This window comes from Streptomyces sp. NPDC085932 (assembly GCF_044540525.1).
Classification (GTDB): domain Bacteria; phylum Actinomycetota; class Actinomycetes; order Streptomycetales; family Streptomycetaceae; genus Streptomyces; species Streptomyces levis.
In genome coordinates, this window is sequence record NZ_JBITSJ010000003.1 from 124,413 (window position 1) to 148,431 (window position 24,019).

General features: G+C 73.2%; 20 protein-coding genes. 7 read left to right on the plus strand and 13 right to left on the minus strand.

Annotated features, from left to right (window positions below):
* Positions 1-90: 90 nt before the first annotated feature.
* Both ACIGAQ_RS16600 and ACIGAQ_RS16605 read left to right on the plus strand, forming a co-directional pair.
* On the plus strand, positions 91-1,638 hold the full coding sequence (locus tag ACIGAQ_RS16600) for an alpha/beta hydrolase (RefSeq protein WP_399783372.1): 1,548 nt from the start codon (positions 91-93) through the stop codon (positions 1,636-1,638).
* Positions 1,639-1,776: 138 nt separating this feature from the next.
* Positions 1,777-3,246: an alpha/beta hydrolase gene (locus tag ACIGAQ_RS16605; RefSeq protein ID WP_399783375.1), complete on the plus strand. Its 1,470-nt coding sequence runs from the start codon at positions 1,777-1,779 to the stop codon at positions 3,244-3,246.
* Positions 3,247-3,317: 71 nt separating this feature from the next.
* Here the strand turns inward: ACIGAQ_RS16605 and moeZ are convergent, their stop codons facing one another.
* The 12 genes from moeZ to ACIGAQ_RS16665 form a co-directional block, all read right to left on the minus strand.
* Positions 3,318-4,496, minus strand: a complete 1,179-nt coding sequence (gene moeZ / locus ACIGAQ_RS16610; protein WP_344536406.1) for an adenylyltransferase/sulfurtransferase MoeZ — start codon at positions 4,494-4,496, stop codon at positions 3,318-3,320.
* A gap of 63 nt (positions 4,497-4,559) precedes the next feature.
* Positions 4,560-5,309, minus strand: a complete 750-nt coding sequence (locus tag ACIGAQ_RS16615; RefSeq protein ID WP_399783379.1) for a spherulation-specific family 4 protein — start codon at positions 5,307-5,309, stop codon at positions 4,560-4,562.
* Entirely contained in the window at positions 5,297-6,256 is a 960-nt protein-coding gene (locus ACIGAQ_RS16620) for an NAD-dependent epimerase/dehydratase family protein (protein WP_311679556.1), read from the minus strand. The genes ACIGAQ_RS16615 and ACIGAQ_RS16620 overlap by 13 nt, the downstream gene beginning before the upstream one ends.
* A 115-nt stretch (positions 6,257-6,371) precedes the next feature.
* Complete coding sequence (locus ACIGAQ_RS16625) at positions 6,372-7,730, minus strand: hypothetical protein (protein ID WP_399784586.1); 1,359 nt, start codon at positions 7,728-7,730, stop codon at positions 6,372-6,374.
* Positions 7,731-7,996: 266 nt separating this feature from the next.
* Positions 7,997-9,700, minus strand: coding sequence for a DUF3492 domain-containing protein (locus tag ACIGAQ_RS16630; RefSeq protein ID WP_399783383.1), 1,704 nt, complete (start codon positions 9,698-9,700; stop codon positions 7,997-7,999).
* Between the two features lie 189 nt (positions 9,701-9,889).
* Positions 9,890-11,482 (minus strand): dipeptide ABC transporter ATP-binding protein, encoded by a 1,593-nt coding sequence (locus ACIGAQ_RS16635; RefSeq protein ID WP_399783386.1) that lies wholly within the window; start codon positions 11,480-11,482, stop codon positions 9,890-9,892.
* Positions 11,479-12,477, minus strand: coding sequence for an ABC transporter permease (locus ACIGAQ_RS16640; protein ID WP_399783389.1), 999 nt, complete (start codon positions 12,475-12,477; stop codon positions 11,479-11,481). The genes ACIGAQ_RS16635 and ACIGAQ_RS16640 overlap by 4 nt, the downstream gene beginning before the upstream one ends.
* A complete protein-coding gene (locus ACIGAQ_RS16645) occupies positions 12,474-13,466 on the minus strand; it encodes an ABC transporter permease (protein ID WP_311679564.1) in 993 nt (330 codons plus the stop codon). The genes ACIGAQ_RS16640 and ACIGAQ_RS16645 overlap by 4 nt, the downstream gene beginning before the upstream one ends.
* 4 nt (positions 13,467-13,470) lie before the next feature.
* Positions 13,471-15,189: an ABC transporter substrate-binding protein gene (locus tag ACIGAQ_RS16650; RefSeq protein WP_399783393.1), complete on the minus strand. Its 1,719-nt coding sequence runs from the start codon at positions 15,187-15,189 to the stop codon at positions 13,471-13,473.
* A 162-nt stretch (positions 15,190-15,351) separates the two neighbouring features.
* A complete protein-coding gene (locus tag ACIGAQ_RS16655) occupies positions 15,352-15,444 on the minus strand; it encodes an Ms4533A family Cys-rich leader peptide (RefSeq protein ID WP_311679568.1) in 93 nt (30 codons plus the stop codon).
* A gap of 67 nt (positions 15,445-15,511) precedes the next feature.
* Complete coding sequence (locus tag ACIGAQ_RS16660; protein ID WP_399783396.1) at positions 15,512-16,921, minus strand: DUF3152 domain-containing protein; 1,410 nt, start codon at positions 16,919-16,921, stop codon at positions 15,512-15,514.
* A 371-nt stretch (positions 16,922-17,292) separates the two neighbouring features.
* Positions 17,293-18,360, minus strand: coding sequence for an alpha/beta hydrolase (locus ACIGAQ_RS16665; RefSeq protein WP_311679570.1), 1,068 nt, complete (start codon positions 18,358-18,360; stop codon positions 17,293-17,295).
* Between the two features lie 259 nt (positions 18,361-18,619).
* On the opposite strand from ACIGAQ_RS16665, the gene ACIGAQ_RS16670 reads away from it, so the two are divergent.
* The 4 genes from ACIGAQ_RS16670 (at position 18,620) to ACIGAQ_RS16685 (ending at position 20,641) form a co-directional block, all read left to right on the plus strand.
* On the plus strand, positions 18,620-18,844 hold the full coding sequence (locus ACIGAQ_RS16670) for a hypothetical protein (protein ID WP_311679572.1): 225 nt from the start codon (positions 18,620-18,622) through the stop codon (positions 18,842-18,844).
* Positions 18,845-19,051: 207 nt separating this feature from the next.
* Positions 19,052-19,699, plus strand: a complete 648-nt coding sequence (locus tag ACIGAQ_RS16675) for a TetR/AcrR family transcriptional regulator (protein WP_094057729.1) — start codon at positions 19,052-19,054, stop codon at positions 19,697-19,699.
* Positions 19,700-19,834: 135 nt separating this feature from the next.
* Positions 19,835-20,062: a DUF3107 domain-containing protein gene (locus ACIGAQ_RS16680; protein ID WP_086844348.1), complete on the plus strand. Its 228-nt coding sequence runs from the start codon at positions 19,835-19,837 to the stop codon at positions 20,060-20,062.
* Positions 20,063-20,371: 309 nt separating this feature from the next.
* Positions 20,372-20,641 (plus strand): hypothetical protein, encoded by a 270-nt coding sequence (locus ACIGAQ_RS16685; RefSeq protein WP_309096966.1) that lies wholly within the window; start codon positions 20,372-20,374, stop codon positions 20,639-20,641.
* 107 nt (positions 20,642-20,748) lie between these two features.
* On the opposite strand, the gene ACIGAQ_RS16690 is transcribed toward ACIGAQ_RS16685, so the two are convergent.
* Positions 20,749-21,498 (minus strand): ferritin-like fold-containing protein, encoded by a 750-nt coding sequence (locus tag ACIGAQ_RS16690; RefSeq protein ID WP_094057728.1) that lies wholly within the window; start codon positions 21,496-21,498, stop codon positions 20,749-20,751.
* Between the two features lie 477 nt (positions 21,499-21,975).
* Here ACIGAQ_RS16690 and ACIGAQ_RS16695 point away from each other — a divergent pair.
* The coding region (locus ACIGAQ_RS16695; protein WP_399783402.1) for a DEAD/DEAH box helicase at positions 21,976-24,019 on the plus strand (2,044 nt) is incomplete at its 3' end.

Below are 24,019 nucleotides of genomic sequence, written 5' to 3' on the forward strand. Positions count from 1 at the left end.
TCGCGGCCGGCTCAGCGACCCGCCTGCCCCTCTTACCTCGTACGGCACGCGTCCCGCGCGCCCCGCTCCGGGCCGCCGCAGGATGGAACCATGCCAACCCTCCTCCGGCTGCGCGCCGCCGCCCTGACCGCCACCGCCGTGCTGCTGTCCACCGTGCTGGCGGGCTGCGGCGGTGACGACGCCGAGGACGAGGACCTCACACGGCAGGAGCTGGAGTGGAAGGCCTGCCCGGCTCCGGACGAGGCGCAGGGCGGAGGCGCCGCGCCCTCCCCGTTGCCGGACGACGGCGAGTGGCAGTGCGCCACCATGAAGGCGCCCCTCGACTGGGACGAGCCCGAGGGCGACACGATCGGCCTCGAACTGATCCGGGTCAGGACCACCGGCAGCGCGAACGAGCGCATCGGCTCGCTCCTCTTCAACTTCGGCGGCCCCGGCGGCTCGGGCGTCAAGACGCTGCCCGCCTTCGCCGAGGACTACGGCACCCTGCGCACCCGTTACGACCTGGTCAGCTTCGACCCGCGCGGGGTCGGCCGCAGCGAGCCCGTGATCTGCGAGAACGATCAGCAGCTCGACGCGTACTTCCAGCAGGACGCGACCCCTGACGACGCCACGGAGCGCAGGGCGCTCCTGGACAACACCAAGGAGTTCAACGACGCCTGCGAGAAGAACTCCGAGCAGATGCTGCCGAACGTGCGCACCACCGACGCCGCCCGCGACCTCGACCTGATGCGCCAGGTCCTCGGCGACGAGAAGCTGCACTACTTCGGCTTCTCCTACGGCACGGAACTCGGCGGCGTCTACGCCCACCTGTTCCCCCGCACGGTCGGCCGCGCCGTGTTCGACGCCGTGGTCGACCCGACGCAGAACGCCGAACAGGGCTCGCTGGGGCAGGCCGAGGGCTTCCAGCTGGCGCTGGACAACTTCGCCGAGGACTGCGTGTCGAAGACCGAGGAGTGCCCCGTCGGAGACAGCGCGCAGGACGTGAAGGACCGGATCGCCAGGCTGCTCAGGGACCTCGACCGCAAGCCGATCCCGGGCGTCTTCCCCCGGGAGCTGACCCAGACCGCGGCGACCAACGGCATCGTGCAGGCGCTGTACTCGCAGGACTTCTGGGAGTACCTCACCGAAGGCCTGGAGCAGGCGTACGACGGTGACGGCAGCATCCTGATGCTGCTGTCCGACTCGATGAACGGGCGCAGCGAGAACGGCGAGTACGACAACTCCACCGCCGCCCACACGGCCATCAGCTGCGCCGACACCAAAGCGCGCTACGACACCGCCTACGTGGAGGGCAGACTGCCCGAGTTCCGGGCTGCGTCCCCCCTGTTCGGCGACTACCTGGCCTGGGGCATGATCGGCTGCACCGACTGGGCCGTGCCCGGCGCCGCCGACCACCCGGACGTGAGCGCTCCGGGCGCCCCGCCGATCCTGGTCATCGGCAACACCGGCGACCCCGCCACCCCCTACGAGGGGGCGCGGGCGATGGTGAACGCGCTGGGCGAGGGGGTCGGCGTCGAGCTGACCTACCGCGGGCAGGGACACGGCGCCTACGACAGCAAGAACAAGTGCGTGCAGGACGCGGTGCACGGCTACCTGCTGGACGGAAAGGTGCCGCAGGCGAGGACCGTCTGCGGCTGATCCACACCCCCGATCCCGTCGAACCCCCAGGTCAAAGGGTTATCCACAGGCCGGGGCGGGCGGCGCGGGGATCTGCCTACCATGGCTCGAACGCCATCCGCGGCACGGCGCGGACGGCTTGCGAGGGGGGATGGGCGCATGACGCGTTTCCTGCGGTGGACCGCTCTGGCGGCCGCCTCGGCACTGCTGACGGCCGGGTGCGGCGGCGGCTCGTCCGACGACGGCAAGGGCGGGCTGTCCTGGGGCCGCTGCAAGGCCACCGCGGACGCCCCGGCGCCGAGCAGCGAATGGCAGTGCGCCACGCTCAAGGTGCCGCTGGACTGGTCGAAGCCCGACGGCGAGACGATAGGGCTGGCCCTGATCCGCGCCAAGGCCCGCGGCGACGACCGCGCCGGCTCGCTCCTGTTCAACTTCGGCGGACCGGGTGCCTCGGGCGTGTCCATGATGCCGTCGTACGCCCCGACCGTCTCCCGGCTGCGTGAGCGGTACGACCTGGTGAGCTGGGACCCTCGCGGAGTGGGCGCCAGCGAGGGGGTGCGCTGCCGCGGCGACAAGGAGATCCAGGCGGCCGAGTCGGTGGACGTCACCCCGGACACCCCCGCAGAAGAGAAGGCGTACTTCGCGGACGCCGCCGACTTCGGGCAGGGCTGCCGCAAGGACGCCGGCGCGCTGATGGCACATGTCTCGACCGCCGACTCGGCCCGCGACATGGACCGCATCCGCCAAGCCCTCGGCGACGAGAGGATGAACTACTTCGGCATCTCCTACGGCACGGAGCTCGGCGGCACCTACGCCCATCTGTTCCCGAAGAAGGTCGGACGCATGACGCTGGACGCGGTCGTCGACCCCGGCGCCGACACCGTGGGCCACGCCAAGAACCAGGCCAAGGGCTTCCAGCGCGCGCTGAACGGCTATCTGGAGTCCACGGGCCAGGACCCCCGAGCGGGCTCCCGGAAGATCACGGCCCTGCTGCGGCGACTCGACGCCCGTCCCCTGCCGACCGGCACGCCGGGACGCAAGCTCACCCAGACGCTCGCGGCCACCGGCATCATCCTGCCGCTGTACAGCAAGGACAGCTGGCCGACGCTCACCAGCGCCCTGGAGGCGGCCGAGCGCGGCGACGGCTCGGAGCTGCTCGCCCTCGCCGACGGCTACAACGAACGCGACCCCTCGGGCCGCTACGGCACGACCACGCACGCCCAACGGGTCATATCGTGCCTGGACGACCGGCAGCGGCCGACCGCGGCCGAGACGAAGAGGCTGCTGCCGGAGTTCGAGAGGATCTCCCCGGTCTTCGGGTCGTTCCTCGGCTGGGACACGGCCGGTTGGTGCCACGACTGGCCGGTGCCCGGACAGCACGACACCCCGGAGGTGAGCGCCCCGGGCGCCCCGCCGGTCCTGGTGGTGGGCAACACGGGCGACCCCGCCACTCCCTACGAGGGCGCGCGGCGGATGGCCGACGAGCTGGGCAAGGGTGTCGGGGTGCTGCTCACCTGGCGGGGCGAGGGACACGGTGCGTACGGCAGTGGGAGCGACTGCGTCGACTCGACCGTGGACGCGTATCTGCTGGACGGCTCGGTCCCGAAGGACGGCAAGGTCTGCTCATGACGACGGCGGGGGCTCCGGGCACCCATGGTGCGCGAAGCCCCCGCCGCGGGGAGAGGCCGGCCGGGCTCGGCTCAGTAGACCGGCTTGCTCGGCTCGATCTGGTTGACCCAGCCGATCACGCCGCCGCCGACGTGGACGGCGTCCGAGAAGCCCGCGGACTTCAGGACCGCGAGGACTTCCGCACTGCGGACACCTGTCTTGCAGTGCAGGACGATCTTCTTGTCCTGCGGGAGGCTCTCCAGGGCGGTGCCCATGAGGAACTCGTTCTTCGGGATGAGCCGGGCGCCCGGGATGGAGACGATCTCGTACTCGTTCGGCTCGCGGACGTCGATGATGTCGATGCTCTCGCCGTCGTCGATCCACTCCTTGAGCTGCTTGGGAGTGATCGTGGAGTCGGCGGCCGCCGCCTGGGCCTCCTCGGACACGACGCCGCAGAAGGCCTCGTAGTCGATGAGCTCGGTGACGGTCGGGTTCTCGCCGCAGACCGCGCAGTTCGGGTCCTTGCGGACCTTGACCTGGCGGTACTGCATCTCCAGGGCGTCGTAGATCATCAGTCGGCCGACCAGGGGCTCGCCGATGCCGGCGAGGAGCTTGATGGCCTCGTTGACCTGGATGGAGCCGATAGACGCGCAGAGCACGCCCAGCACGCCGCCCTCGGCGCAGGAGGGGACCATGCCGGGGGGCGGGGGCTCCGGGTAGAGGCAGCGGTAGCAGGGGCCGTGCTCGGACCAGAAGACGGAGGCCTGCCCGTCGAAGCGGTAGATCGAGCCCCACACGTACGGCTTGTTCAGCAGCACGCAGGCGTCGTTGACCAGGTAGCGGGTCGCGAAGTTGTCCGTGCCGTCGACGATCAGGTCGTACTGGCTGAAGATGTCCATCACGTTGTCGGCCTCGAGCCGCTCTTCGTGCAGGACGACGTTCACGTACGGGTTGATGCCCTTGACGCTGTCGCGGGCGGACTCGGCCTTGGAGCGGCCGATGTCGGCCTGGCTGTGGATGATCTGGCGCTGCAGGTTCGACTCGTCGACCTCGTCGAACTCCACGATGCCGAGGGTGCCCACGCCCGCGGCGGCCAGGTACATCAGCGCCGGCGAGCCCAGGCCGCCGGCGCCCACACACAGCACCTTGGCGTTCTTCAGCCGCTTCTGCCCGTCCATCCCGACGTCGGGGATGATCAGGTGGCGGGAGTACCTGCGAACCTCGTCTACGGTGAGCTCGGCAGCCGGCTCGACCAGGGGTGGCAACGACACGGGGACTCCGTTGGTCGGTCAATCACTACGGTTGTTCTCCCCGTAACACTGCCATGCGCTTTTTCATTCCGAGACACCTGTTCCGATCCGCGAGACGAACTCGTCCCAGTAGCCGGGCATGGCCTCCCAGGGGTCGACGCGTCCGCCTCGGTCAGTGCGGTCGGTGAACCACACCGTCGCCGCGCCCTGCCAGCGGGCGATGCGCAGGGCTTCCTCCAGGTGGGGGCGGGGCACGCCGTGGACGAAGTGGCAGAAGCGCTCGGGCGGGTGGGCGGCGGTCCACTCGGCCACCTGGGACCAGCGGTAGTCGCTCCAGGAGCCGGAGAAGGTGACCAGCTGGTCGGCGTGCTCGGCGTAGCCGGGGTGCGGATAGGTGCCGTGGCCGAGGACGATGTGGGGATCGTCACGGATCACGCGGAGGGTGGCGACGGTGCGGCGGACCTCGGGCAGCTCGGCGCGGTCGGCCGGGCAGCGGTCCAGGAGGTAGCCGTCGACCTGGTACCAGTCGGCGAAGCGGTGGGCGTCCGAGACGAGTTCACCGAAGGCCCGGAAGCCGTACCGGGTGTCGAGACGGCCGAGGACCCGGACGCCCGCGTTGCGCAGGCGCCCGGCCGCCTCCAGGCAGTGCGGGTCGGGGCGGCTGCCGGGGCCGTCGGCCACGTTCAGGACGACCCAGTGCAGCGGGATGCCGGGCCGGGTGAGTTCTCCCCATTCGGTGGGGGCGAGCAGGGGGTGCGCATAGCCGGGCACGCCGAGGCCGGGGCGGAGTTCCGTGCTCGACGAGCGGGGCCGTGTGCTGGTCAGATGCGACATGCCGCCTCCATCCAGATGTCGGCCAGGGACTCCTCCAGACCGATCCGGGGACGCCAGCCGAGCCGGTCGCGCGCGGTGCGCACGTCGGCCTGCTGCCAGCTGCCGCAGCCGTCCGGGTACGGATACGCGACGGGGGGCGCGTGGTCGGGGTCGGGCCGGGGGTGCCCGATGGCCGAGCGCAGGGCGCCGGGCGGGCCGTCGAGTTCGTGGAGGGCACCGCCGTATCCGGCGACGCGGGCGAGGACGGCGGCGGCGTCGCGCAGGCGCACGGCGCGGCCGGAGCCGATGTTGATGACGCCCTGCGCGGCGGAGAGCGAGGCGGCGTGGACGGCCCGGGCCACGTCGCGGACGTCGATGAAGTCGCGCTGGACGCCGAGCCCGCCGAGTTTCAGTTCGCCGTCGCCGGACTGCATGGCGCGGCGCATGGCCTCGGCGAGACGGCCGAGCGGGGAGCCGGCGGGGGTGCCGGGTCCGGCCGGTGAGAAGACGCGCAGCACGACGGCGTCCAGGCCGGAGCCGAGGACGAGTTCGGTGGCGGCGAGTTTGCTGACGCCGTACGGGCCGCCGGGGCGGGGCACGGCGTCCTCGGCCGTGGAGGACCCGGGCTGGCTGGGGCCGTACTCCGCGCTGCACCCGATCTGCACCAGCCGGGCGCCGCAGCCGCTGCGGCGCAGGGCCTCGCAGACGGTGGCCACGGCGACGGTGTTGTGGCGGGTGAGTTCGCGGGCGCCGCCGCGGGTGGCACCGGCGCAGTTCACGACGACGCCCGGGTGGACGGCGTCGAGGAAGCGGGTGAGGGCACCGGGGCTGCCGGACGCGAGGTCGAAGCGGACGTCGGCGTCGTCGCCGCGGCCGAGGGCGGTGAGCTGGACGGCCGGGTCGGCGAGCAGACGGTCGGCGACGAAGCGCCCGATGTAGCCGTTGGCTCCGATCAGCAGGACTCTCATCGCGCGGCTCCCGGGGTGGCCGGGGCTCCTGGGTGGGTGGTCATGTCGTTCTCCTAGGGGGCGGTAGGACGGTGGGGCGAGGGCCTGCGGCGGTGGGGGCCGCCGCCGGGGGCGGTCACCGGTCGGGCTCCGCGGGTGCGTGGGCCGAGGCCCGGGTCAGCTTGCGGGTGGCATGGACCAGGAGGGCGAGGGCCGCCGCTCCGCAGACGAGGGCCGGGACGCTGCCGGCGCCCCAGGCGGTGACGAGCGTGTCGACCGGTGTGGCCAGGAAGCCGCAGCCGGGGAGGCGGGAGGTGAAGACCAGGGCGAGGGCGGACGCCTGCAGGGTGGCCGCCGCGGTGAGGACGACGGCCGGTGCGTAGGTGAAGCCGTGGACCGTGAGGAGGCGGGCCAGGAAGAGGAGGGCGCCCAGGGTGAGGGCCTCCGGGTAGGCGGCGCTCTCGCCGAGGATCGCCGCGCAGAGGGTGAGCAGGGCCGCCAGGACGCCCAGGAACAGGGCGAAGGAACCGAGCAGGAGCGGTCTCACGGCCGCGGCGAAGTCCTCCAGGCCCCTGCTCGACGCCAGTCGGCGGCGGGCGCGGGCGGTGAGGAGGTGGGCGGTCCAGGCCGCCGGTGCGCAGGCCAGGGTGAGGGCGAGGACGGGGGCGACGGTGACGGGCCAGGGCCCGTCGGCCGCTCCGGTGGGCAGGGCGTCGGGGCCGCCGGAGAGGGCGCTGAGCAGCAGGCCGTTGCCGAGCAGGGCGTAGGCGGCGAGCCAGAGGGTCCACGGGGTGGTGCGTCCGGGAGCCGCGCCGGGCCGAGGGCCGGGGCGGCCCGCGTCGGTCCTGCTCAGGGGGCCCCGGCGCAGAGCGGCGCGGAGGGCCGGGGCGACGGCGAGAGCACCGGCGGCGGCCACGACCAGGCGGGTGCGGCCGTGGGTGAGGTGCGCGGCGGTCACGGCGGCGGCGCACAGGGCTCCCGGCAGCAGCGTCAGGAGGACCCGGGCGGCGCGTACCCGGGGGGCGGCCGGAGCGGGGGGCGGGGGCGCGTCCCCGTCCCGGGAGGCCCGCGCGTACATCTCCTCCGCCAGGGAGAAGACGTCCCGGTGGCGGAAGCGTGCGGCGGTGCGGTCGGTGATGCCGTGGGCCTCCAGGCCCGCCGCGATCTCCAGGGGGTCGACGGCGCGTTCGCAGAGCTCCCGGTGACGGTGCATCAGCGCCTTGACGGGGTCGGCGGCGCCTCGGCGGGGGGACGCCGGTTTGTCGCCGGCATCGCCGCCTCGGCTCGCCGGTGCTTCACGATCCGCTCCGGCGACCTCCCGGCTCCCGGACGGCTCACGACCGACCACAGCCGCCCGCCCCGCAGCCGCTCCCTCACCGGCACGGGCCTGCCCGGGCACGGAGGCGACGCCACCGGCACCGGCCTGCCCGGACGCGGGGGCCACGCCATCCGCACCGGCTTCGCCGAACGCGAGGGCCGCGCCGTCCACAGCCACCTGCCCGGGCGCACAGCCCGCGCCATCGCCGCCTGCCTTCCGGGCCAGGGACGACTTGCCGTCGGCGGCGATGTCGGCGTCCGCGTCCGCCTCGGGCCTGCCGCTCGCGGACGGTTCGCGCCCGGCGGCGGCCTCCCCTCGCGCCGCAGTCGTCGTACCGGCGGCGTCCCGCTCCGCTCCCGCCGGGCGCAGGGCCCGCTCCGAGTCCGTGTCCCACGCCCCCGGGCTGGTCGGCGTGCCGGGGCGGTCCAGTTCTCCGAGGTCCTTCACCGCGCTCCCTCCGGGGCGGGGACGTGCGAGGTGGCGCGTACGGGCCGGGCGGTGGCCCAGCCGGGGCTGTTGCGGGTGGCGAGGCTGGGCGACGGGGCGGACCAGCGGAACGGCACCTGCGCCTCGGCGGGGACCGCGAAGGGCAGCGGATCCCCCGCCCCGTCGAGGACGCGCCGGACCGGTGCGCGCGAGACGATCTCCAGGTAAATGCCGTGAAATGCCTCGATGTTCTGCTCGACCGTGAACAGTTCGAGGGCCCGGGCGCGCGCGGCCGCGCCCAGGCGCGCACGGCGCGCCGGATCGCGCAGCAGCGCCACGCACGCCTCGGCGAGCGCCCGCGGATTGCGCGGCGGCACGACGAGCCCCGTGCCGCCGATGACCTCCACGACCGCGCCGACGTCCGTCGAGACGGTCGCCCGCCCGGAGAGCATGGCTTCGACCAGGCTGATCGGGAAGCCCTCGACGACGCTGGACAGGACGGTCACGGCGCCCGCGGCGTACGCGTCGGCGGGGCGCGGGAGTTCCGGTCCGCCGATCTCCTCGAAGGACACCGGGTTGTCGCCCGGGATGTGCGGGCCCTCGGCCTCGTCGGGGAAGAGCTGGGCGGCGAGCGCCCGGCAGTGCAGGAGGTAGGCCGCGCCCTCGGGGCCGACGGGGGCGCCGACCACGCGCAGGCGGGTCTTCGGGCGCTGCTTGCGGATCTCGGCGAAGGCGTGCAGCAGGGAGACCAGGTCCTTGGCGGGCTCGACGCGGCCGACCCAGACGAGCGTGTCCGGGTCCGCGCACTCGGGGGACTCGCCGGCCTCGGCGAAGGGCCGGGCGTCCATACCGGGGTGGACCGTGCGGAGCTTCTCGCGGTCGGCACCGCAGCGCTCCTGCCAGCGGCGGGCGTGCGCGTTGCCGGCGGTGACGACCTCGGCCTGCCGGTAGGCCTCGGCGGCGAGACGGCCCTGGAACGCCGCAAGCAGGGACCGCACGGCGGGCGGTGCGTCGGGGGTGGTGAGGTAGTGCGTCCGCAGGCGCACGCCGTACTCGGTCACCAGCAGGGGCACCCCGGTGAAGTGCCGGGCCAGCAGTCCGGGCAGCACGGCGGCGCCGCCGGACGCCGCGTGGCACAGGTCGACCGCGCCGAGGCCGTCGTCCTCGTACCAGTCGAGGGAGAGGGGGCGCAGGGCGCGTTCCAGATAGCCGGCGACGGCGAGCAGATCCGGTACGCGCGCCTCGCGGGCGGCGCGCTGCGCGCCGGGGGCGCGACAGGCGCGCTCCAGCGTGCGCACGGCGGCCTCGGAGCGGAGCGCGCCCACCAGTCCGCCCGTCTCGCGGGCCAGTTCGGCGAGTCCGTACAGGGCGTTGGCGAAACGGTCCGCCTCGGAGGTCGACGCACCCTCGGGCGCCACCGTGGTGCCTGCCGCCCCGCACAGCACCGCCGCCAGTTCCGCGAAGCACTCGCCGAACCGCCGCCGGGCCCGGCGCCCCAGCACCACCTCGTCGTCCTCGGCGAACCACAGCGGCGCGGTCCGCACCCTGCGCACGTTCGGCGGCAGCGGGACCCAGCCCTCGTCCTCCTGGCTCTGGCTGCGGCTGAGCGCGTAGACGTCGAACTCGTGCTGTGCGAGCCCGTGCACCAGCCGGTCGCACCAGAGCCTGGCGTCCCCGCTCACGTACGGATAGCCCGCCTCCGTCAGCAGTCCGATGCGCACGAGTGCACCCCCGATCTCCCGTATGAGGAGCCGCCGTTGCCCGGCGGCTCGCAGCGGGACGAACGTATGCGGACAAGGCGGTGGTACGACGGACGGTTGTCCGTCGCACCACCAAAAGGGGTGAACGGTCGTAACTTTCCCGTGCGGGTCGCGTTCCGTCGCGCTAGGAGATCAAGTGGACACGGATCGTCATGCCGCGGCCAACTCCCGTCGTTCGGCCCGGCGTCGCGCGGCGGCCTCGGGGTCGAGCGCGGGTACGGCGGCCAGCAGCCTGCGGGTGTACGGGTCCCGCGGCGAGGCGTACACCTCACCGACCGGCCCCTCCTCGACCACACGGCCCTGCCGCATCACCGCGACCCGGTCGCTGACCTGCCGCACGACGGCCAGGTCGTGGGCGACGAACACGAGCGCGAGCCCGAGTTCGCGCTGCAACTCGCCCAGCAGGGCGACCACATGGGCCTGGGTGGTGACGTCGAGGGCGGAGACCGGCTCGTCGCAGACGATGACGCGCGGGTCCGCCGCGAGGGCCCGGGCGATGCCGACGCGCTGGCGCTGGCCCCCGCTGAACTCGTGCGGGTAGCGGTCGTGATGGGCCGCTGCCAGCCCCACGCGCTCCAGCAGTTCCCCGACGCGCTTTCGGATGCGTGCCTCGTCCCGCTCGCCCCGTGCGCGCAGCGGGTCGGCGATGGACTCGCCCACGCTGCGGCGGGGGTTGAGGGAGGAGACCGGGTCCTGGAAGACCATCTGCACGGCCGGGTGCACGCCCTGGTGCGGGCGGCCCTCGAAGGTGATCGTCCCCGCCGTCGGCTCCAGCAGCCCGACGAGCATGCGGCCCAGGGTCGTCTTGCCGCTGCCGCTCTCCCCGACGACGCCGAGGGTCTCGCCGCGGCGCAGGGTCAGCGACACGTCGCGCACGGCCGTGACCGCCCCCTTCCCGTGCCCGAACTCGCGCCGCAGGCCCTTGGCCTCCAGGACGACCTCCGTGGGCTGTGCCGGGGCCTTGGCCGGCGCGTCCAGCCGGGGGACGGCAGCGAGGAGCTCGCGGGTGTACGGCTGGGCCGGCGAGCCCAGCACGTCGGCGACCGGGCCGTGCTCGACCGCCCGGCCGTACTGCATCACGAGCACCTCGTCGACGCTCTCGGCGGCGACACCCACGTCGTGCGTGACGAGCAGCAGCCCCATGCCGGTCTCCTGGCGCAGGGTGTGCAGCAGGTCGAGGACCTGGGCCTGCACGGTCACGTCCAGGGCGGTTGTCGGCTCGTCGGCGATCAGCAGGTCGGGCTCGCACGCCAGCGCCATGGCGATCAGGGCGCGCTGGCGCATGCCGCCGCTGAACTCGTGCGGCCGCGAGCGGGAGCGGCGGGCCGCGTCGGGGATGCCCACGCGGTCCAGGACGTCGACGGCACGCGCGCGTGCCGCCCGCCGGGACACGCGCGCGTGCAGGCGGTACACCTCGGCGATCTGGTCGCCGACGGCGTAGTACGGATCGAGGGAGGACAGCGGGTCCTGGAAGACCATCGCGGCCTTGCCGCCGCGCAGGCGCCGCAGCTCCTCCTCGGAGGCGTGCTGCACATCGGTGCCGGCCACCTCGACCGTCCCGGCGACCCGGGCTCCGGTGCCGCGGTGCAGGCCGAGCAGGGCGGACGCCACGGTCGACTTCCCGGAGCCGGACTCGCCGACCAGGGCCAGGGCGGCGCCCTGCGCCAGGCGGAAGGAGAGTCCGTCGACGGCCCGCAGCCCGCCGAAGTCCACGCGCAGGTCGCGCACGTCGACCAGGCTCATGTCAGCACCACCCGTCGGTCGGCCACCGCGTACAGCACGTCCGCGACGGCATTGGCCAGGACCACGAAGAAGCCGGTCACCAGGACCATGCCGACGACCACCGGCAGGTCGACGACCTTGACGGCCTCGACCATCTCCCGGCCGATCCCGGGCAGTCCGAAGAGCGTCTCGGTGAGCACGGCGCCGCCGAACAGGACGCCGATGTTGTTGGCGTTCACGGCGATGAGCGGGGCCACCGCGCCGCGCAGGGCGTGCCGCCGGATGATCGCCCGCTCCCCGACGCCGTAGGCCCGGAAGGTGCGGACGTGGTCCTCGGCGAGGGTCTCCAGCATCGCGGACCGGGTCAGCCGGGCGTATGTCGCGGACTCGATGAGCGCGAGGGACAGCCAGGGCAGCAGCAGGTTCCAGGCCCACTGTTCGGGGTCGTCGGTGAAGGCGACGTACTGCGGGAAGGGCAGCAGCTCCAGCTGCCCGCAGACGACGATCATCAGGAAGAGCCCGATGACGAACACGGGCGTGGACATGCCCGCGAGGGTGAGGGTGGTCAGCAGCCGCTCGGTGAGCCGCCCGCGCCGCCACACCGACAGCACGCCGGTGCCGACGCCGATGACCAGCCACAGCACCATCGCGCCGAGCGCGAGGGAGGCCGTGACCGGCAGCTTGGCCAGGATCAGCGCGGTGACCTGCTGGTCGCTCTGGTACGACAGCCCGAGGCAGGGCGCCGGGCAGTGCTGGACCGCGGTGCCGGTGGAGTAGTCCTGGCCGGCGACCAGGCCCTCCAGGAAGTGCCAGTACCGCGTGTACAGGGGGTCGTCGAGACGCAGTTGCTCGGCGACCTGCTGCACCTGGGCGGGTGAGCAGCGCGGACCGCAGGTGATCTGGGCGACGTTGCCGGGGGTGACGTAGAAGACGACGTAGATGATCACCGAGAGGACGAGGAGGGTGACGAGGGCGCCGACAGAGCGGCGCAGCACGAAACCGCCGAAGCCGGTCACGAGGCCTCCCTCCTGCGGCCCGTTCCGACGCGCAGGCGCGAGGACGCCCGGGGGTCGAGGGCGGTGCGCACGCCGTCACCGAGCACGGTGAGGGCGAGGACGGTCAGGAACAGCGCGCCCGCGGGCAGCAGCAGGTACTGCGGCGCCGCCTGGTACCAGACGTCGGCGGAGGTCAGCATCTGCCCCCAGGAGGGCGTCGGCGGCTTCACGCCCACGCCGAGGAAGGACAGGGCCGCCTCGACGGTGATGTTCGTCGGGACGAGGATCGCCGCGAAGGTGATGACGGGGGCCGCGAGCCCGGGCAGCAGTTCGCGCCGGGCGATCCGGACGGCGCCCCAGCCGCTGAGCCGGGCGGCCGCGACGTAGTCGAGCTGTTTGAGGGTCAGCGTCTGCGCGCGCACCATCTTGGCGAGGGTCCCCCAACCGGAGACCAGGCCCACGACCAGCGCGACCAGCACGGGGCGCGGGAAGCCGGCGGGCACGACGGCGAGCAGGGCGAGCGCGACGACCATCAGCGGCATCGCGACGAAGATGTCGGCGACCCGGGTGAGCACGAGGTCGACCCAGCGGTTGCCGAGCCCGGCCGCGACGCCGACGACGACGCCCAGCGCGAGCTGCACGACCGTGGCCGCGAGGGCGACGCCGAGGGACACGCGGGCGCCGTACACCAGCCGCGCGAACAGGTCCCGGCCGGTCTGCGGTTCGACGCCGAGCCAGTGGTCGGCGCCCGCTCCGCCGAACGATCCGATGGGCACGCCGCCGCGCGCGGAGTCCACCAGGGAGGGGTGGTAGGTGGTCGGGTCCTGGCCCTCGATCGCGGTGAGCAGGGGCGCGGCGAGCGCGACCAGGACGAGCAGCGCGACGACGACCGCCGCGGCGAGGGCGGCGCGCTGCGTGCGCAGCCGCCGCCAGAACTGACGGGCCCCCGAGGCGGCCGGGACGGAGGTGTCCGCCCCGGCCGCCTCGACGGTGACGAGTGCCTCGCTCACGGCGTCACTTCACCGCGACCTGCGAGACGTCCAGCACACCGGTCCAGTCGCTGATCACGATGTTCTTGACGTCCTTGCCGTACAGACGCTTGTAGACGGGGTGGAACAGCGGGACGGTCAGCGCCTTCTCGCCGATCCTCCTGTCCAGTGCGCCCCACCTCTTGGCGGCCTGGTCGAGGTCGGTCAGCTTGTTGATCGCGTCGATCTCGGTGTTGACCGACTTGTCGTTCAGCAGGCCGGTGTTGAAGTTCGCGCCGTCCTCGACGATCTGCCGGCCGTCGAAGATCGGGGCGAGGAAGGGACCGCCGGAGGGCCAGTCGGCGCCCCAGTGGGCGAGGAAGAAGCCCGGCTCGGACTTCACGTCGTGGATCTTGTCCGAGTAGTCGTTCTCCTCCAGGCCCTGCAGCTTGACCGTGATGCCGGCCTTCTTGAGCGCGTCCTGGACGGCGGTCGCGATCTCCGGGCTGGTCTCGAAGTCACGGGCGTTGGAGTGGGTCAGCGTGACGGTCAGCCCGTCCGGGTGCCCGGCCTCCTTCAGCAACTCCTTCGCCTTGGCCGGGTCACCGGCCTCGCCCGCCGGGAAGTGGTCGTAGGGCGTGTACCCGAAGGACTTCTGGTTCGGCAGGAAGGTGGTGGCGGGCTCGGCCAGGGCGGACCCGCCCGCGGCGTTGACCACGGAGGACCGGTCGATGGCGTACGAGATGGCCTGCCGCACCTTGACGTCGTCGAACGGCTTGATCCTCGGGTTGAACGCGATGTAGTTGGTGTAGCCGAAGTGGCCGGTGCCGACGCGGGAGGCGAGGTCCCGGTCGCCGCTCACCTTGGCGAGCTCGGCGGGGCCGAGGTTGGTGTCCGTGGTGACCGCGGCGGCGTCCGCCCCCTGGGACGCCGAGAGCCGCTGGTTGATCACGGACGAGTCGAGACCGGACCGGACGTCGACCTTGTCCGGGTAGGCCTTGCGCTCGGCGTCGGTCGCGGCGGACCAGTGCGGGTTGCGCTCCAGGATCAGCCGCTCACCGTCGTTCTCGTTCCGCACGACCTTGTAGGGCCCGGACGAGACCGGGTGCTCCTCGTACTTGGTGCCCGTGTCCTTGGCCTTCGGGACGGGCGCGAACTGCGTCTGGGTGGCGAGGTAGGGGAACTCGCCCTCGGGCTTGTTCAGGTGGAAGACGATGGTCCGCTCGTCCGGCGTCTCGATCGCGTCGAGGCCCTTGTCGTCCTTGTAGGGGCCCTGGTAGTCGGCGGCTCCGACCAGCCAGTCCCGCAGGTAGGGCGCGCCGCCGGACAGCTCCGGGGCGAAGGAGCGCTCGATGCCGTACTTGATGTCGGCCGAGGTGATCGGCGTGCCGTCCTCGTACTTCAGGCCCTTTTTCAGGGTGTACGTCCACACGGTCGCGTCCTTGTCGGGGCGCCCGGTGTCGGTGGCGAGGTCGGGGACGACCTTCGTGCCGGCGGCTCCGTCCTCGCGGTTGCGGGTGGTGAGGGTGCGGAAGACCAGGGAGGGGACGTTGCCGCCGCCGGAGGTGTAGAGGCGGGCCGGGTCGAAGTCCTGCTGGGGGTTGGCGTTCAGGACCGTCAGGGTGCCGCCCCTGTGGGGCGTGGAGTCGCCGCCGGCGCCCTTGGCATCGTTGTCCTCCGGGCCGCAGGCGGCGGCGCCCGCTGCCAGGACCAGGCTCACGGATGCCGCGGCCACGCGGCGCGCTATGACGGACGGTTGGCGCATCGGAATGACGACCTCTCGGAAGGCGTCTCGGATCACGAGACGAAAAGACGAAGGGTGAGACGGAGAACCGCAGACGTCTGCCCGGCGCCGGGTCGTCGAGAAAGCCGTGACCGGATCACGGCAAGGAAGGTGGGATGTCGCGACGCGCGCCTCGGGCGGGCGTCAGCAACAGTGGATGTCGGCCACGCACAGCGGGGTCACGCCGATGAGCGCCAGCTCGATGGCGGCGCGAACGGAGGCGTGACGGGACGACATGCCCAGAAATATGTACGAACTCTCTGCGCATGTCAACGCGAGGTCCGCCACACTCTCCGCTCCGGCCTCAACTCTTCGGGTACGGCCAGGGGTTGGCCCGGCAGTGGACACCGTCGTGGTCGAGGAACTTGGTCTGCTGCTGCATGACCGGGGCGAGGTCCCCGTCCTTGTCGCAGGTGACGTGCCCGTACCCGAGGCGGTGTCCGACCTCGTGGTTGATCAGCATCTGCCGGTAGGCGTGGATGTTGCGGTCGCCGTACGTCTCGGAGCCCTGCGCCCACCGGTAGGCGTTGATCATCACGCGTTCGGTGGCGGCCGAGTCGCAGGAGACGTTGTCCACGGTGGTGTCCAGACCGGACCTGGCGCACCAGTCGGCGGTGGTGCCGGGGCTGGCGAGGGTGATCACGAAGTCGGGCCGGCCGGAGTGGATGCGCTCGAAGGTGCGCGCGCCGTTGTGGGCCCAGCTGCGCTGGTCGTTGAGGGTCTTCTGCACGGCCTCGGCGAACAGTTCGGCGTCGAGCCCGAGCCCCTGCTCCACGTCCACGCGGTAGGTGAACTTCTGTCCCGTGCCGGGCGCCTTGGCGATGCCGGGGACGGCGTCGAACCTGCCCGAGCCCTTGAGTTCGGCGCCGAGCGGGTACGTCCGGGCCATCCTCGCGTCGTACGTCAGCGGCGCCGCCTGGGCTCCCGGCACGGGGTCGGTCCGGCCGGCGTCACGGGACGCGGGGTCGCGGACGTCCCGGGCCCGGTCGGTGGCGGACTGGGACCGCACGTCGGCACCGCCCTGCTCGTCCGTCACCTGACCGGCGACGATCACGGCCAGCACGGTGGTGACGGCGGCGGCCGCGATGCCCGTGAAGGCGCGGCCCCTGCCTCCCTTGCCGGGCGCGGGCGCACCGGTGGGAGCCGCTCCGTCGGGGTCGCCGGAGCGGCTGTCGGCCGGGGTGCCCGCGTTCCAGTCCGCGACGGAGGCGTAGGCGTCCGCCGCGTGCGCGGAGGCGGGCGTACGGGGCGCGAAGACGTCGTCCTCCTCGTCAAAGGCGTCGAGATAGTCCTGCCGCGGCCCGGGCACGGAGGCCCGGCGCTGCCGGGGTATGGCGGCCCCGGCCCCCGAGCGCCCGGGCCCGCCGCCCTTCAGCTCACCCCAGCCGCCCCCGGCCTCCCGCTGCTCGGGATGCCCACCCCGGACTCGCGGAAAGCCGCGCGCGGGAGTCCCGTCCGGCAGCCGCGGAACACCACGGGCCGGAGTGCCGTCGGGCAGTCCGGGAACACCCTGGGCAGGCGTACCGTCCGGCAGCCGCCGCACACCACGGGCCGGAGTGCCATCGGCGAAGCGGGGCACCCCGTGCGCGGGAGTGCCGTCGGGCAGCCGGGGAACTCCCTGCGCGGGCGTACCGTCCGGCAGCCGCGGAACACCCCGGGCCGGCGTGCCGTCGGGCAGCCGTGGGATTCCGTGCGCCGGGGTCCCGTCCGGCATCCATCCCTCCGGCAGACGCGGCATCCCGTGCGGCGGCGTCCCCTGAGGGCGCGTCACATACGGGGGCGTCATGTGCGGGGGCGTCAGGTTCTGGGGTGTCGTACGCGGGGGCGTCCCGCGGGGCGGCGCGCCCGGGCCCGGCGCGGGCCGCGGCCCCGGCACCCGGCGCGGGCCCACGCCGGGCGGCGGCCAGCCGCCCTGCCCGGACCCGGGCGGCGCCGACCGGGCACCGCGGCTCTCGTCCGGCGCCTGGTCCTGCCCGGGTCTCGGCGCCTGCGCCGATCCGGAGCGGCCGTTCCGTACCGCGGTGCTGTCCGAGGTGTCGCCCTTGGCGGCGGACCCTCGGCGGCTGTGGCGTCCCACGTCGCGCCTCAGCCCCCCATGCTCTCGTCGGTGGTGTCCCGGTCGACGGCGTCGTCCGCGCGGGCACGCGAGTCACCACTGTCCGCCGCGCCCCGCGCCCGCCGCGCGCGCTGCGTACCCAACTCTCCGGAGTCTTCAAGCAGTTCACGGAACGCCATGGCGACCGTCTCCGGGTACTCCATCATGGCCACGTGTCCGGCGTCCGGCAACGTCACGAGCCGCGAGTCGCGAAAAGCCCGGGCCGCCTTCTGGGCCATGCGGAAGCCGACGAGCTGGTCGCGGCCGCCGTAGATCAGCAGGGTCGGTGCGAGGACACGCTCGGCCTGGCGCCACAGTCCGTGCTGGCCACCGAGGGTGTACGCGTTCACGATCCCGCGCGCCGAGCGCGCCATCGCGTCCCAGAAGTACGGCAGCCGCAGCCGCCGCTCCATCTCCTGCACCGCGTTGCGGAATCCTTCCGGCGTGACCCGCCCGGGGTCCCCGTAGCACAGCGCCATCACGCCGCGGACCCGCTGCTCGGCGGTCCACTCGCGCGTGAGGCGCGTGAAGAGCGGCGCGATCCCGGGCACGGCGAGCAGCCCCGTCGGCACGGCGGAGCGCTGCACTCGGATTTCCGGCAGGGCGGGTGACACAAGCGTGAGCGTACGGACGAGATCGGGCCGGACCGCGGCGACACGGGTGGTGATGGCGCCGCCGAGCGAGTTCCCGAACAGGTGCACGGGCCCGCGGCCGGAGGCGTCGAGGTAGCGGATCACCGCGCGCGCGTGGCCGGTGACGGAGTAGTCGCCGTCGTCCGGGGGCGGGGAGTCACCGAAGCCCGGCAGGTCGAGGGCCTCCGGGTCGACGACGTCCTCCAGCAGCGGCATCAGCGCCGACCAGTTCTGCGAGGACCCGCCGAGTCCGTGCACGTACAGAGCGGGGGGCAGGCCCTCGCGCGCGGGCGGCCTCGACCGCACCGTCAGCGTGACCCCGGGCAGCTCGACCGACCTCAGCCGCTCCCCCTCCGCGACGCGGACGGTCCCCACCTTCGGCAGCACATTGGCGGGCGGCACGAACGGCAGCTCGGTCGAAGACATGCGGCAATGTTACGAGACGATCACGCAGTGACTCATGTGTTCGCCTGTGTTCGCCGTCACAGGGTCGAGCCCGTTGGGAAGGGAACGGAGGAGGCACCCGGGAGCACCATGGAAAGCAGCAGTCGAAGGGATGCGCACAGCGTCACGCCCCGGACGCGGATCGCATAGCGTCCGGATCGGGTGTCTCCTAGGCTCGTACAGAGGGCACCCGCGTGTGGCCCCTGTCATCCCAGGGACGTTCGTAGGAAGGGAGCCCAGCATGGCCGTAGACCCCACCGACCCGGAGACCTTCGAGGCCGAGGACGTGCCCGAGACGCCGGAGTTCGGCGTGGAGGCGCCCGAGGTCGACGCGGCCGAGCAGCAGGCGGACCTCGCGCCGGACCGCGACGACCCGCTGACCGGCGTCGACCCGGACCGCGCCAACGAGGCCGACCTCGTCGAGCAGGCCCGGATCGTCTCCCTCGACGAGGACGACTACCGGTGACGCTCGCCCCCGGCGGGCGACGGAGCGCGCCACCGAGCAGGAAAGGAGCCGCATTTTGCCCGCTCTAACCCTGTTTGAAACCTTCTCAACCGCTTTCATAACCGTCCGGTCCGTGAAATTCTGCGCTCTCACCGCGCACACCACGGTTACCGAAAAGTACGATGGCGACGCGGCCAGATCCGCACGTGGACGACTATGGGAGGCGGCGTGACAGCCATCGAGCAGACAGAGGCGGTTCGCCCGCGGGGCACACGCCTGCCGCGCCGTGCCCGACGCAACCAGCTCCTGGGCGCCGCCCAGGAGGTCTTCGTGGCCCAGGGCTACCACGCGGCCGCGATGGACGACATCGCGGAGCGCGCCGGGGTCAGCAAGCCGGTGCTCTACCAGCACTTCCCGGGCAAGCTCGACCTCTACCTCGCCCTGCTGGACCAGCACTGCGAGTCGCTGATCCAGTCCGTGCGGCACGCGCTCGCGTCGACGACCGACAACAAGCAGCGCGTCCGGGCGACGATGGACGCCTACTTCGCGTACGTCGAGGACGACGGCGGCGCCTTCCGGCTCGTCTTCGAGTCGGACCTGACCAACGAGCCGGCGGTGCGCGAGCGCGTCGACAAGGTCACCAACGAGTGCGCCGAGGCGATCTGCGACGTGATCGCCGAGGACACGGGCCTGTCCCGCGCGGAGTCGATGCTGCTCGCCTCGGGCCTGGGCGGGCTCGCCCAGGTGGTGGCGCGGTCGTGGCTGCACAGCGACCGCAGCGTGCCTCGCGACCAGGCGGTGCAGCTGCTGACCTCGCTGGCGTGGCGCGGCATCGCGGGCTTCCCGCTGCACGGGACGGACCAGCAGCACCACTGACGGGCGCGTTGTTCCCGTCCGGTGTTCGCTCGTGGCGTTCTCGGGCGGAGCCTGTACGTCCCCTCACCGGGCTAATGTGTGCTGCGTACGGCGCGGAAGGTCGCGCACATCACTGACCGTCGGAGGGACATAGCCGTGGAGGTCAAGATCGGCGTGCAGCACGCGCCCCGCGAGATCGTTCTGGAGAGCGGTCAGAGTGCCGAGGAGGTCGAGCGGGCGGTGTCCGAGGCGCTGGCCGGGAAGTCGCCGCTGCTGAGCCTCGTGGACGAGCACGGCCGCAAGGTCCTCGTCCCGGCCGACCGTCTCGCCTACGTCGAGATCGGCGAGCCGGCCCCGCGCAAGGTGGGCTTCGGCGCGCTGTAGGCGCTCGTGTGCGAGGGGGGCGGGACGGCTGCGGCCGGCCCGCCCCCCTCGGCGTTTCCCGGCCCGCCCCTCGGCGTTTCTCCCAGACCGCCCCTCGGCGTTTCCGGGCCCGCCCTCTTCGGCGTTGCCCGGCGTCTCCCGGACCGCCCCCTCGGCGTGTCGCCGCGTGTCCCCTCCCCTTGCGGCACCGGCGTTCCGCCACGGATGGAGCACAAGTCGCCCACAGGAGTGGATTGGATTCCGCAGGTCAGGGGTAAGACGGGCTACGACCGATTTGGGCAGGCCGGCCATGTGGGAGGGACCCCCGACATGCTCCTGGAAGCGCTGAGTTCCGCGATCCTCGGCCTGGCTCTGGCCTGGGCGGCCACGCACCGGCTGGCGCACCGTCTGCCGTCCCGCCACCTGGTCCTGTCGACCGGCGTAGCCGGCGCCCTCTTCGGGGCCTTCGTCATGCACAGCGCCCTGGACGCCGGGCACCTGCTGGTGGTGCTGCTCGGCGCGGTGATCGTCTCGGTGGCCTCGCTGTCGCTGCTGCTGCGCCCCGCGGGAAGACTGCGCCGCCGATCGGCGACCGCCTGAGGGGTCGCCGATGGTGGCGCTCAAGACGACAGGGCGAAGGCCCGCGCGGCGGCCCCGGACCCTGACCGGGGCCTGAAAGCCCGGCCAGAGGCCGCCGGCCTCGCCGGCTAGGCGGCCAGTCCCAGGGCGGCCATCCGCTTGGTGTGCGCCTCCGTGATCCGGGAGAACATCTTGCCGACCTCCGCGAGGTCGAAGCCGTCCGCGACACCGCCGACGAGCATGGTCGACAGCGCGTCCCGGTCGGCGACCACCCGCTGCGACTGCGACAGGGCCTCGCCCATCAGCCGCCGCGCCCACAGCGCGAGCCGCCCGCCCACCCGCGGGTCCGCGTCGATCGCCGCGCGCACCTTCTCCACGGCGAAGCCGCCGTGCCCGGTGTCGTCGAGCACGGCCAGCACCAGGGAGCGGGTGTCGGAGTCCAGCCGGGCCGCGACCTCCCGGTAGAAGTCGCTGGCGATGGAGTCGCCGACATAGGCCTTGACGAGCCCCTCCAGCCAGTCCGACGGCGCCGTCTGCTTGTGGAAGCCGTCGTACGCCGCGACGAACGGCTCCATCGCGGACGTCGGCTCCTCGCCGATCTCGGCGAGCCGGTCGCGCAGCCGCTCGAAGTGGTGGAACTCGGCCGAGGCCATCTTCGCCAGCTCCGCCTTGTCCTCCAGCGTCGGCGCCAGCTTGGCGTCCTCCGCGAGCCGCTCGAACGCCGCGAGTTCCCCGTAGGCGAGCGCACCGAGCAGGTCCACCACCGCGGCGCGGTACTGCGGGTCGGCGGAGGCCGTCGCCCAGTCCCGGGCGGCGACACCGGTGGGGGCGGCGGGGGCGGTGTCCGAGGCGTTCTCAGGCTTGTCAGAGCTCGTCATGAAGCGCACAATAGCCCGCCCGCCCGGGGGCGTAAGGCCCTGGTCAATCACTGTGACGACGACTACGTGACCAAATCGGCCATCGCGTGTGCGCGATTCCGGGGTATGGTGGTAATGCGCCTGCTGGTACGTCGACGTACCTCGACAGGCCGCACGTATGAGGATGCCCGGTCGGTGGCCCGATCGGCTCCGACCCGACAGCCCTCCCCGGCGTACGGCACCACGCGTACGAGACCCGGAGGGGACACCCTCAGCGGCATGAGCGCTCGAGCGTCGGCGCGGTCCCGTGCTCTACGGCCCGCCCGTAGGCAGCCGACGTCCCCGGCACGGTCCGACACGACCCCCGCGCTCGCCTCGCGCCGCCCACACAGAAGAGGCAGCACCCTGACTACGACGTTCCGAGAGCTCGGGATCCTTCCCGAGACCGCCGAGGCCCTTGAAGCCGTCGGCATCACCACCGCCTTCCCCATCCAGGAGATGACGCTCCCGGTGGCCCTGTCGGGCTCCGACGTCATCGGCCAGGCCAAGACCGGCACCGGCAAGACGCTGGGCTTCGGCCTCCCGCTCCTCGAGCGCGTCACCGTCCCCGCCGACGTCGAGGCCGGACGCGCCGAGCCCGAGGACCTCACCGACGCCCCGCAGGCCCTCGTCGTCGTCCCCACGCGTGAGCTGTGCACGCAGGTCACCAACGACCTGCTGACCGCGGGCAAGGTGCGCAACGTGCGCGTCCTCGCGATCTACGGCGGCCGGGCCTACGAGCCCCAGGTCGAGGCCCTCAAGAAGGGCGTCGACGTGGTCGTCGGCACCCCGGGCCGGCTGCTCGACCTCGCCGGGCAGAAGAAGCTGAACCTGAAGCACGTCCGGTGCCTGGTCCTCGACGAGGCCGACGAGATGCTCGACCTGGGCTTCCTGCCCGACGTCGAGAAGATCATCAACATGCTGCCGGTGCGCCGTCAGACCATGCTGTTCTCGGCCACCATGCCGGGCGCGGTCATCGGCCTGGCCCGCCGCTACATGTCGCAGCCCACGCACATCAGCGCCACCTCCCCGGACGACGCGGGCGCGACGGTCGCGAACACGAAGCAGTTCGTCTACCGCGCGCACAACATGGACAAGCCCGAGATGGTCGCGCGCATCCTGCAGGCCGAGGGCCGGGGCCTGGTCATGGTGTTCTGCCGTACCAAGCGCACCGCGGCCGACCTCGCCGACCAGCTCAAGCAGCGCGGCTTCGCCTCCGGCGCGGTCCACGGCGACCTCGGCCAGGGTGCCCGCGAGCAGGCCCTGCGCGCCTTCCGCAACGGCAAGGTGGACGTGCTCGTCTGCACCGACGTCGCCGCCCGCGGCATCGACGTCGAAGGCGTCACGCACGTCATCAACTACCAGTCGCCGGAAGAGGAGAAGACGTACCTGCACCGCATCGGCCGTACGGGCCGCGCGGGCGCGAAGGGTACGGCGATCACGCTCGTCGACTGGGACGACATCCCGCGCTGGCAGCTGATCAACAAGGCGCTGGACCTGGGCTTCAGCGACCCGCCGGAGACGTACTCCACGTCCCCGCACCTCTTCTCCGACCTCGGCATCCCCGAGGGCACGAAGGGCATCCTGCCGCGCTCCGAGCGCACCCGCGCCGGGCTGGACGCGGAGGAGCTGGAGGACCTGGGCGAGACGGGCGGCCGCGGGCCGCGCGGACGTGGCGGCCGGGGTGGCCGCGGCGACGACCGGGACGAGTCCCGCTCGGCCGACCGCGAGCGTTCCGCGCGTACGCCGCGTCGCCGTCGCCGCACGCGGGGCGGGACCCCGCTGGACGCGCCGGGTTCCGCCGGCGTCACCGCGCCGGAGACCGGGGCCACGGCTCCCGTCGCCGGTGGTGCGGCCGAGGCGGAGGCCGTCACGGCTCCGCGCACGCCGCGTCGCCGTCGCCGTACGCGCGGCGGTGCGCCGGCCGAGGCCACGCCGGTCACGGCCGTCGAGACGTCCTCGTCCGCACCGGCGGAGGACGCCGTGGCGACGGCCGAGGGCACCACGGAGGCGCCCGAGACGGCCGCGAAGCCGCGCCGGCGCCGTACGCGCCGGTCGGAGACCGCGGTCGTGGAGACCCCGGCGACGCAGACCCCGGCGGTCGAGACCGAGGCCGCGGTGACGCCGTCGGCCACGGAGCCCGCGGTCGTCACGGAGGCAGCTCCGGTGACCCCGGAGCCCGAGGCCACGACGCCGCGCCGCCGCACCCGCAAGGCCACGTCGCCCGCGGCCGAGGCCGCCGTCGACACCGCCGAGGCCACGGAGACCGAGCCGCGCCGCACCCGCAAGACGGCTGCCGCGGCGGAGACCGCCGTCGACACGGCCGAGGCCACGGAGGCCAAGCCGCGACGGACGCGCAAGACCGCCGCCGTGGAGGCGGACGGTGAAGCCACCGAGGCCAAGCCCCGCCGCACCCGCAAGACCGCGGCCGCCGAGGCAGAGGCCGCGGTCGACACGGCCGAGGCCACGGAGGCCAAGCCGCGACGGACGCGCAAGACCGCCG

Bases quoted from the DNA above. Each gene is read 5' to 3' on its own strand.
- ACIGAQ_RS16655 (WP_311679568.1), bottom strand. From the start codon at position 15,444: ATGTCGTCCCGTCACGCCTCCGTTCGCGCCGCCATCGAGCTGGCGCTC.
- ACIGAQ_RS16690 (WP_094057728.1), bottom strand. From the start codon at position 21,498: ATGACGAGCTCTGACAAGCCTGAGAACGCCTCGGACACCGCCCCCGCC.
- ACIGAQ_RS16600 (WP_399783372.1), top strand. From the start codon at position 91: ATGCCAACCCTCCTCCGGCTGCGCGCCGCCGCCCTGACCGCCACCGCC.
- ACIGAQ_RS16615 (WP_399783379.1), bottom strand. From the start codon at position 5,309: ATGTCGCATCTGACCAGCACACGGCCCCGCTCGTCGAGCACGGAACTC.
- ACIGAQ_RS16650 (WP_399783393.1), bottom strand. From the start codon at position 15,189: ATGCGCCAACCGTCCGTCATAGCGCGCCGCGTGGCCGCGGCATCCGTG.
- ACIGAQ_RS16670 (WP_311679572.1), top strand. From the start codon at position 18,620: ATGGCCGTAGACCCCACCGACCCGGAGACCTTCGAGGCCGAGGACGTG.
- ACIGAQ_RS16660 (WP_399783396.1), bottom strand. From the start codon at position 16,921: ATGCCGGACGGGACCCCGGCGCACGGAATCCCACGGCTGCCCGACGGC.
- ACIGAQ_RS16685 (WP_309096966.1), top strand. From the start codon at position 20,372: ATGCTCCTGGAAGCGCTGAGTTCCGCGATCCTCGGCCTGGCTCTGGCC.
- ACIGAQ_RS16635 (WP_399783386.1), bottom strand. From the start codon at position 11,482: ATGAGCCTGGTCGACGTGCGCGACCTGCGCGTGGACTTCGGCGGGCTG.
- ACIGAQ_RS16605 (WP_399783375.1), top strand. From the start codon at position 1,777: ATGACGCGTTTCCTGCGGTGGACCGCTCTGGCGGCCGCCTCGGCACTG.
- ACIGAQ_RS16665 (WP_311679570.1), bottom strand. From the start codon at position 18,360: ATGTCTTCGACCGAGCTGCCGTTCGTGCCGCCCGCCAATGTGCTGCCG.
- ACIGAQ_RS16620 (WP_311679556.1), bottom strand. From the start codon at position 6,256: ATGAGAGTCCTGCTGATCGGAGCCAACGGCTACATCGGGCGCTTCGTC.